General features: G+C 73.5%; 6 protein-coding genes and 1 pseudogene. All 7 read right to left on the bottom strand.

Annotation, left to right across the window (positions count from 1 at the left end; translation table 11 throughout):
• Positions 1-1,294 (bottom strand): annotated as a pseudogene (locus ABD317_RS28795) (hypothetical protein); the annotation flags it as partial.
• A gap of 159 nt (positions 1,295-1,453) precedes the next feature.
• Positions 1,454-3,355 (bottom strand): LamG-like jellyroll fold domain-containing protein, encoded by a 1,902-nt coding sequence (locus ABD317_RS28790; RefSeq protein WP_344293461.1) that lies wholly within the window; start codon positions 3,353-3,355, stop codon positions 1,454-1,456.
• Positions 3,356-3,516: 161 nt separating this feature from the next.
• Positions 3,517-4,356, bottom strand: coding sequence for a carbohydrate ABC transporter permease (locus ABD317_RS28785; protein ID WP_344293459.1), 840 nt, complete (start codon positions 4,354-4,356; stop codon positions 3,517-3,519).
• Entirely contained in the window at positions 4,346-5,299 is a 954-nt protein-coding gene (locus tag ABD317_RS28780; RefSeq protein WP_344293456.1) for a carbohydrate ABC transporter permease, read from the bottom strand. Before ABD317_RS28780 ends, ABD317_RS28785 begins: the two co-directional genes overlap by 11 nt.
• A gap of 10 nt (positions 5,300-5,309) precedes the next feature.
• Positions 5,310-6,623 (bottom strand): ABC transporter substrate-binding protein, encoded by a 1,314-nt coding sequence (locus ABD317_RS28775; RefSeq protein WP_344293454.1) that lies wholly within the window; start codon positions 6,621-6,623, stop codon positions 5,310-5,312.
• Positions 6,624-6,666: 43 nt separating this feature from the next.
• Positions 6,667-8,265: an FAD-dependent oxidoreductase gene (locus tag ABD317_RS28770; protein WP_344293452.1), complete on the bottom strand. Its 1,599-nt coding sequence runs from the start codon at positions 8,263-8,265 to the stop codon at positions 6,667-6,669.
• Between the two features lie 60 nt (positions 8,266-8,325).
• The gene (locus tag ABD317_RS28765; RefSeq protein WP_027752049.1) at positions 8,326-9,345 is read right to left on the bottom strand and encodes a substrate-binding domain-containing protein; all 1,020 of its coding nucleotides are present in this window, start codon (positions 9,343-9,345) and stop codon (positions 8,326-8,328) included.
• Between the last annotated feature and the right edge of the window lie 218 nt (positions 9,346-9,563).

Raw genomic sequence — 9,563 nt, 5'->3', positions numbered from 1 at the left:
CGACCGGGGTCTCCCCGGGCGCGGGCTCCCCGGCCCCGGCCCTCGACGCGGCCGCCGCGGCGGCGCGGCGCTGCGCCCCGGACGCGCCGGAGGCCAGCAGCACGCCCGCCGTCAGCGGGACGGCGGCCGTCGTCAGCGCGACGGTGTACAGCCGCTCCAGCGCCGTGCGCTGCACGTCGTCCAGCAGCCGGGCGGCGGAGTCCGGCCAGTTCCCCGGCGCGGCGGCGACGGTGCCGCCGGTCATCCCGCGCACCACGAGCGTCAGCGCGAACGTCAGTGCGCCCCCGCACGCCAGCGCCCCGCCGATGCGCAGCAGCCGCCGGCCCGGGGCGCGCGGCCCGTACCGCCACAGCACGGCCAGGGAGGCGAGCCCGAAGACCACGGCGCCGGTCTGCACCCAGCCGAGGCCCAGCCGCGTGAAGGAGCGGGCCTCGCGCGCCGTGCGTGGCGCGTCGCTGCCGGCGCCGAACTCGGCCGCCAGGTCCCACGACACCCCGTCCGCCGTGTCGCGCAGCGCCCACGCGGCGTTGTCGGCCCGCTGGGCGAAGAGCGCGGGCCCGACCTCCGCCAGCGCCGTGGCCAGGTCGCCGCTGCCGAGCGCGGCGAGCAGCCGCGGGCGCAGCTCCGCGCGCTGGTGCCACGGCACGGCGCGCAGCACCGCGTCGGTGGCGGCCTTCGCCTGCGCCTCGGTGAGGTCGAGCGTCGGCAGCCCCTCCGGGCGGTCGCCGGCGGCGATCCGGTCCACGGCGTCGCCCAGGTCGGACTGGAAGGCGGCGTAGTCGGGGGCGGGCCGGTCCTGGAGGTTCGCGACGACGTCGGCGAAGTGGACGTTGCCCACGGCGGCCAGGTTGTCGAGCACCGGCCGCAGGTCGATCTCCAGGACCAGCTTGTCGCGGTCCCCGCGCAGGTACGCCACCGCGTCCGCGATGACGCCGTCGGCCATGGCCCGGGCGGTGGTCGTCGGCAGGACGGTCTTGAGGTTGGAGGTGACGACGGACTCCGGCACCGGCAGCCGGGCGAGCAGGTCGCGGGTGACGTGCGACGCCTCGGGGTCGACGAGCACCTCGTCGTAGAGCCGCTGGTAGGCGTGCTCCCGGTCGAGCGCCGAGCGGTAGAAGCCGGCGTCGGCGACGGTCGAGCGGGCCGTGCCGGCGACGACGAGCACCGCCGTCGCGAGCACGGCGACCGCGAAGGCGAGCCACCGCAGGACGACGGCGTCCCGCGGCGGTGCCGCCTCCCCGACCCGCCGCACCGTGCGCGCGAGCCGGGCCCTGAGCTTGTCGAACGAGGGCATACCTTTCCTGCCTGCCGGTGCCCTACGAGGGTACGGGCAGCGCGCGGGAAACGCCGAGGCCGCGATCCCCCCGCCCGCCGTCGATGCAGGTGGGGGCCGTGACCGGGGCCGGGGCCGGGCCGAGGCCGGGCCGGTGCCGGACCGGGGCCGCGGGGCGGTTCAGGAGCCGCCGGGGGTGAGGAAGTCCCGGGGGGACAGCGCCCCGGCCACGATGCGGGTGTCGCCGATCCAGCCGTAGAAGCCCTGCCCGTACTTCTCCTCGAACTGTGTGGCGCCGATCACGAACGGCTTGCCGAGGGTGGCGATGCCGGTCGAGCGCTGCGCCGGGTTGCGGGCGATCTTCGACCCGTCCACGTACACCACGGTGCGCCGCCCGTCGTTGACCACGGCCAGGTGCATCCAGCGGCCCACCGGCAGCGCGTGGCTCCACGAGGTGGGGTCGGCGTCCTGGCGGTGCGGGTACACGACGAACTGCAGGAACCGCTCCGGGGACAGGTTCAGGCTGCACGTCGGCTCCTCCGGGGACCAGCCGGTGGTCTTGCCCGCGTCGCCGTTGCGGCCCTCCCAGCTGAGGATGCCCATCCAGGCGTGATCGCCCTCGAAGGGCTCCGGCAGCTTCAGATAAGTCTCGATCGTGTAGCCGGAGGTGAACTTCTCGCTGTTGAGCGGCGCCCCCGCCGCGGTGGTGAGGATCGCGCCGCGGTCCGGGCCCTTGCCGCCGTCGAAGCGCAGGCTCGCGTGCGCCGGCTGGCCCTCGTGGTGCCCGTCGGACCAGGTCAGCGCGGTGGGTCCGCTGTCGTGCAGGCGGCGTACGGTGAGGTCGTTGCCGTTGCCGCTGAGGTCGCGGGCGCGTACCCCGTCGGCGACCGGCTCGCCGTCCCGGCCGACGGCGGCCAGGCCCGCCGGGTCGAAGCGCCAGTACGCCACCGTGCCGCGCGGCAGCACCGCGGCGGGCGGCCGCGGCCGCGGCGGTACGACGGGCGCGAACCCGGCGAACCGCTCCGCGAAGCCGATCTCCATCGAGAAGCGGTCGGCCGGCCCGGTCAGCTCGACCGTCTCCGCCGCCAGCGGCGACCGGCGGTCCGGGTCCCGGGCCAGGAACCACGGCGCGCACGTCTCCACGTCGATCACGCCGCGGACCAGGTCGAAGGCGTACAGCCGGATCATCGCGGCGCCGCCGTAGTAGCGGTCCTGGTAGTTGGTGATGTGCACGTGGACGTCGTTGCCCGCGTCGTTGGTCAGCACGGTCCGCCCCGGCGGCCAGTAGTGGCCGCCGAGCGCCAGGAAGATCTGGTCGTTGCCGCGGATCAGCCCGTCCCACAGCCGCCGCCCGTGGCCGGACAGCTCCGCCGCGCCGTCCTCGTCCGCCCACGCGAGGTCGTGCGTGGTGAGGATGACGGGCAGCTCCGGGAACCGGTCGAGGACGCCCTGCGCCCAGCGCAGCCCCCGGTCGGAGATCCGCCAGTCGAGCGCCAGCACCAGCCACTCGCGGCCGCCGCCGCGCAGCACGTGGCAGGTGTTGTAGCCGTCGTCGGAGGCGCCGCGGAAGGTCGGCATGCGGCGGTAGCGCTCCGGGCCGAAGGCGTCGAGGTACGCGCTGTCGCCCCGCTGGTCGTCCCGGGAGCCGTCGATGTCGTGGTTGCCCGCGAGCACGCTGTACGGGACCGTGCCGTGGAGGGTGCGGAAGGTGGCGGCGGCCAGCCGGATCTCGTCGGCCGTGCCGTGCTCGGTGACGTCCCCGAGGTGGGCCATGAACGCGATGTTCGCCTCCCGCCGCTCGCCCACCAGATACCGGAACGTGGCGCGCAGCGGCTCCGGGTCGGCACTGTCGGCGTCGAAGAGGTACTGCGTGTCCGGCAGCACGGCGAGCGCGAAGCGCGGGCTCTCCCCGTCGTACCCGTGCCGCCCGCGGCCCGCCGCCGGTGCCCCGGCGACCCCGGCCGCCGCCGCCGCGGCCGCCGCCACCGCCGCCACCGCCGCCGCCGCGGCGACGGCGGTCTGCAGCAGTGCGCGTCTGTCGAGGCGGGTGCGCTGCCCGCCGCGGTCCTCTGTCCGGTCCATGGGAACTCCGTCCGCGAGAGGTGGTGTCAGCCGCACTGTGCTGATCATCCGTGGCCGCGGGATGGCACGGACCTGAACGTCTCCTGTTCTTCGCCCTACCAGAACCGGTGCGCCCGGCCCCGGCGCCGGCCGGAGGGAACGTACGGGGAGAGAGGGGGCGGTCACTTCAGGCCCGTGTGGGCGAGGCCCTCCACGAACTGGCGCTGGGCGAAGACGAACACCGCGAGCACCGGCAGCGCGGTCAGCGACGCCGCGGCGAGCTGCACGTCCCACATCGGGCCGCCGTACGCGTCGGTGAACTGCGTCAGCGCCTGCGGCAGTGTGAACTTCTCCGGCGTGGAGAGGTACACGATCGGCTCCAGGTACAGGTTCCAGCTGTGCAGGAACGTGAAGATGCCCACCGCCGCCAGCGCCGGCCGGGCCAGCGGCAGCGCGATGCGCCAGTAGATCGCGAAGCGGCCCAGGCCGTCCATCCGCGCCGCCTCCTCCAGCTCGGCCGGCAGCGTGATGAAGAACTGCCGCATGATGAACGTCGCCAGCACGCTCGGCGCCCCGAGCACCGGCACCAGGACCAGCGGCCAGTGCGTGTCCGTCATGCCCCAGTCGTTGAACATCTGGAACAGCGGCACGATGGTGACCTCGCTGGGGATCAGCAGGCCGGTGAGCACCACCAGGAACAGCGCGTTCTGGCCGCGGAAGCGGATGCGCGCGAAGGCGTAGCCGGCCATCGACGACACCGCGAGCGTGCCGATCGTCACCACCACCGCGATGTACATGCTGTTCCAGTACTGCTGCGCGAACGGCTGCAGGTCGAAGACCCGCTCGTACGCGCCGAAGCCGGGGTTCTCCGGCCAGAGCGACGGCGGGAACGCGAAGATCTCGCTCGCCGGCTTCAGCGACGAGGTCACCATCCACCACGTCGGGAAGACGAAGGGGACGAGCAGCACCAGCAGCACCCCGTAGAGCACGAGGCGGGCGCGCCGCGGCGGCTTATGACTCATGGAAGACCCACTTCTTGCGCATCTGCCACTGCACGACGGTCAGCACGAGCACAATGAGGAAGAGCAGCACGGAGAGTGTCGCGCCGTAGCCGAAGTGGTGGAACTCGAACGCCTGCTGGTAGAGGTAGTAGACGAGGACCGTGGTGGAGTTGCCGGGGCCGCCCTGGGTGAGCACCGCGATCTGGGCGAACACCTGCAGCGAGCCGACCACCGTGATGATCGAGGTCAGCAGGATCGTCGGGCTGATCAGCGGCACCGTGATCCGCAGGAACCGCCGCCAGGGCCCGGCGCCGTCCACGGTGGCGGCCTCGTACAGCTCCCGCGGCACGCCCTGCAGCGCCGCCAGGAACAGCACCATGTTCAGGCCCACGTTCTTGAAGACCTGCACGACGATGACCGAGACCATCGACGAGGTCTCGCCGCGCAGCCAGTTGGGGCCGTCGACGCCGACCAGGTCGAGTCCGGCGTTGATGCCGCCGTTCTTCTGCAGCAGGAAGCCCCACACGATCGTCCAGGCGACCAGCGAGACCACGACGGGGGAGAAGAACAGGGTGCGGAAGACGATGCTGCCGCGGAGCTTCTGGTTCAGCAGCACCGCCAGCGCCAGCGCCAGGCCGAGGTTCAGCACCACCAGGCCGACGGAGAAGAACGCGGTGGCGCGCAGCACGCCGGGCAGCTTGGGGTCGTCGGCCAGCGCCCGGTAGTTGTCCGCGCCCACCCCGCGGAAGCTGCCGGCCAGCACGTTCCACTCGTGGAAGCTGTACCAGAAGACCAGGGCGAGCGGGATGAGGACGAACAGCACGCTGCCCAGCAGCTGCGGGGCGATGAACAGGTAGCCGGCCAGCGTCTCCCGCCGGCGCGCGGTCCAGAAGGGCCGCCGGGAGCCGTCCCCGCGCGGGTGCGGGGGAGCGGCCTTGGCCCGGGCGCGTTCCAGGGTCGCCATGGGAGCGCCGTCACTTCTCCAGCTGCGGCTGGATCGCCGAGCAGACGTCCTGGAGCGTCTTCGCCACGTCGGCGTCCGGCTGCCACAGCGGGTCGAGCGCGGCGCGTACGGCGTCGTACAGCTCGGCCTGGTTGGTGTGGGTCGGCTTGACCACGCCGTTCTCGATACCGCCGATCACGACCTCTTCGAGCTGCGCGGGCTTGAGCTGCGGGTTGCTCTTGGCGAGCGTCCCGGCGTCCAGCTGGGAGCTGCGGGCCTGCGGGAAGTAGCGGCCGAGTGCGGCGGAGTTCTTCTCGTTCGTCATGAACGCCAGGAAGTCCACGGCCTCCTCGACGTTGTCGCCCTCCGCGAGCACCCCGAGGCCGGCCTGCCCGATCACGTCGTACGAGCCCGCCGGGCCCTCCGGCAGCGGCACGAAGTCCCAGCCGAAGCTGTCGTCCAGCAGCGAGGCCCGGCTGATCTGGGTGACGGTCATGGCCGCCTCGCCGGCGAAGAAGTCCGCGGTGGTGCCCGGCGCGGGCAGCGCCTCGTCGACGAAGACCGCGTCGTGCAGGAACGTCATCGCCTCGGTCATCTCGGGCGCGTCGAACGTGCAGGTCCTGCCGTCCTCGCTCCAGGGCGCGGCGCCCCAGCCGCCCCACACGGTGGCCAGGTTGTCCCAGAGCTTGTAGTCGAAGTCGCGGATGACCATGCCCGCCTCGCCGGTCTCGTCCCGTACCGCGGCACCGGTCTGCGCGATCTCCTCCCAGGTCCACCGGCCCTGCTCGATCAGCTCGGCCGGGGCGGGCCGGCCGGCCTCCTTGAGCATGTCGGTGTTGACGAAGACGCCGAACGGGGAGGTGGAGAAGGGGTAGGCGTAGAGCTTGTCCTCGTGCTGCCACAGCTTCTTCGCCGACGGCAGCACGTCCGGGTCGTCCTCGATCTGGGCGAGCGCGCCGGAGGTGACGAAGTCGGGGGCCGAGTTCTCGAAGATCCAGGCCAGGTCCGGGGCCTTGCCGCCGGCTATCTGGGTGGTCAGCGCGGTGGTGTAGCTCTCGACCGGCAGGGTGTCGAACTTGATCTCCTGCACCTCCGGGTGCTGCTCGCGGTAGTCCGCGGCGATCCCGTTCAGGAGCTTCAGGTGCTCCTCGTTGCCGGTCCAGATGGTCATGCGCAGCGTGACCGGGCCGTCGTCGGAGCCGGACCCGCCGTCGGAGCCGCCGCACGCGGTGAGCGCGAGCAGGCCGGCGGCGGCGAGCGCGACGGGCTTTCCGCGGGTGAGCGTTCCTCTGCTGGACCGGGTGGACCGGGTGGACCGGGTGCTGGGCCGTGCTGGCGAAGACATGCGGGCGCCTCCTCGGATGTCGGGTCGGTCGGTGGCCTGGCGGTCAGTAACCGCTGATGTCGGGCCAGCGCAGCTCGACGCCGTGGGCGGTCAGGGTGCGCTGGAAGTCCTGGAGCAGACGGGGGGTGTTGCGTACGGCGCGGGGGGTGAGGCCGTGCTCGACGCAGTGGGCCGCGAGCAGCCCGGCGGCCTCGCCGATGTTCCACTCGACGGGGTGCAGGCGGTAGCAGCCGTTGGTGATGTGGGTGGTGCCGATGTTCTTGCCGGCGGGCAGCAGGTTCTCCGTGCGCCGCGGGAGCAGCGCGCCCAGGGGGATCTCGAACGGGCTGGACGGCACGTCGATGTAGGTGTCGCGGCCGGTGGAGGGGTGCAGGTCGATGCGGTACATGCCGATGCCCGCCGAGTCGGGGTACGACACCGCGCCCTTGCCGCCGCGCACGTCGAGCGACAGGTCCTGCTCCACGACGGTGTACTCGGCCCGGATGCGCCGCGACTCGCGGAAGTACGGGGCCATCGCCAGCCCGTCCGCGCCGCCGCCGGTGACGTCGCCGCGCAGCCGCAGCCCGGGGAAGCCGGTGCCGCCGTCGGGGCGCGGGGCCTCGGTCTGCATCCAGTACAGCAGCGACAGCGACAGCTCCCGGGCCTCCGCCAGCCGCGCCGCGGCGTCGGGCACGTCGATGACCGGGGCCTCGAAGTAGTCCACCATGGGCCAGTTGACGAGCGTGACGTCGCTCGCGTACGCGCCGGGGGTGAACTGGTCGCGGGCGGCGATCCGGCGGAACGTCCACAGGTTCCGGTCGCCGCCGCTGCGCCGCTGGTCGGCCACGACGGCGAGCGGGTCGTCGCCCGGGTTCGGGGTGAACTCGCGCTCGACCACCTCCAGCGTCCGCGGGTGCGGGGCCCGCCAGGACAGCAGCGGGGCGCCCCAGAACTCCGGCTCGTAGTCCCGCCAGAAGCCGTAGGCGGCCGGGCGGTCGATGGTGTGGTCGCCGTCGACGTGGTCGACCGCGAAGCAGTACGACACGGCCTGCATGTTGAACGGCTGGGCCTCGTCGGGGGCGCTGGGCTCGCCGGTGTCGGTGCCGGACTCGAAGCCGGTGACGTACTCGGTGCCGGTCAGCGGCAGCAGCTCGCCGGTCTCGGTGGCGTCCAGCACGTACGGCGCGGTGAGCACCAGCGGCTCGCCGCCGCCGGGGCGTTCGACGGTCACGGAGGTGACCCGGTCGCCGTCGGTCTCCGCGGCCACCGGGCGGTACGGCTGTAGCACGGTCAGCCGGCCGGCGCCGCGGTACGGGGCGAGCAGCGCCTCGATCACCGCGACGGCCACCCGCGGCTCGTGGCAGAGCCGGCTGACGTGCCCGGCCCCCGGGTTGAGGTCCGGCTTGGCGCGGGCGGCGGCCGTCAGGGGGTAGTGGCGGCGGTAGTAGTCGCGGATGCCGTCGCGCAGCGCCCGGTACGAGGCGGTGGCGCCGAACTGCTCGATCCAGGTGTGCTCGTCGGGAGGCACGGCCTGGCTGGTGAGCTGGCCGCCCAGCCAGTCGTACTCCTCGGTGAGGATCACCGAGCGGCCGGCGCGCAGCGCACCGAGCGCGGCGGCGACGCCTCCGGTGCCGCCGCCGACGACGAGGACGTCCGCGTGCATGTGTCTCCTTGGGGTGTGCGGGGGTGCGGGGTGTTGGGGCGCCGGGGCGTACGGGGCCGGTCAGCGGGCGGGGGCGGCGAGCGTGGCGCCCTCGACGAGGCGGCAGTCCAGCAGCCGGCGGGTGGGCCCGGCCCGGCCGTGCAGCATGCCGGTGAGCAGGTCGACGGCGTGCCGGCCCATCTCGGTGCGGGGGATGCGGAAGCCGGTGAAGTCCACCGGCGGGTCCACCGGCGCGGTGGGATCGCCCAGCGCCAGCACCGACAGGTCCCGCGGCACGTCCAGACCGCGGGCCAGCGCCGCCGCGTACAGCTCGACCGCGTCGTGCAGGAACTCCACGAACACCGCGGTCACCCCGGCGTCGAGCAGCAGCTCCAGCTGCTCGGCGGCCGGCGGCCCCGGCGCCAGGTGCGGCGCGTCCGCGCCGGCCACCCGCCGGAACCCGGTGAGCCGGTCGGCGGACGACTCCGCCCCCGCGCCCGGCCCGGCGAACGCCAGCCGCCGGTGGCCCAGCGCCCGCACCCGCTCCACCAGCCGGGCGGTGGCCGAGACGTAGTCGGCGCCGATGTACGGCACGGGGCCGCCGTCGGCGTCGTCGCGGCGGCCCACGCAGACGAAGGGGTAGCCCTCGGCGACCAGCCGGCTCAGCTCCCCGTGCGGGATCTCGCGGCCGAGCAGGACGCAGCCGTCCGCCACGCGCAGCCGGTTGTTCTCGTGGAAGATGCGCCGTCGGCCGGCGGTCACCGGCGCGGAGGTGAACAGCAGCAGGTCGCAGCCGCTGCGCTCGGCGCTCTCCTCGATGCCGCGCAGGAAGGGGTGGTAGAAGTCGGCGCTGGTGCTGGGGAAGACGGGCTCGTAGGTGAAGACGCCGAGGATCTGGTTGAGCTGCTTGGTCAGCCGGCGGGCCATGGGATCGGCGGCGTAGCCGGTCTCCCGGATCACGCGCAGGACGCGCTCGCGGGTCTCGGGCGCGATCCGGGCGGCGTCGGGGCGGTCGTTGAGCACGAGGGAGACCGTGGTCTGGCTGACGCCGGCCAGCCGGGCTATGTCGCGCTGGGTGAGCCTGCCGGGGGCTTCTGGCATGGGAACAGGGGCCTTCACAATGGGTAGCTAATGCGTATTGCCTGACTGCTGTGCGAGGAACCTAGAACCGGACTCGGAGCGTCGTCAAGGGGTGTTGCGGCAGCAGTAATGCGAATTAGCAGATTACCGGGGAAGGTTGGCGCCCGGTTCGCAGCGTTCGTCCCGTACGGGGTGAATTGCGCTTCGCGCGGGCGGCCCCGGCGGCGCCCGCCCCGCTC

The sequence above is a fragment of the Streptomyces synnematoformans genome (assembly GCF_039531005.1).
In the GTDB taxonomy this organism is placed as follows: Bacteria; Actinomycetota; Actinomycetes; order Streptomycetales; family Streptomycetaceae; genus Streptomyces; species Streptomyces synnematoformans.
The sequence above is the reverse complement of the archived record's forward strand: the minus strand, read 5'-3'. Positions and strand labels throughout refer to the sequence as shown.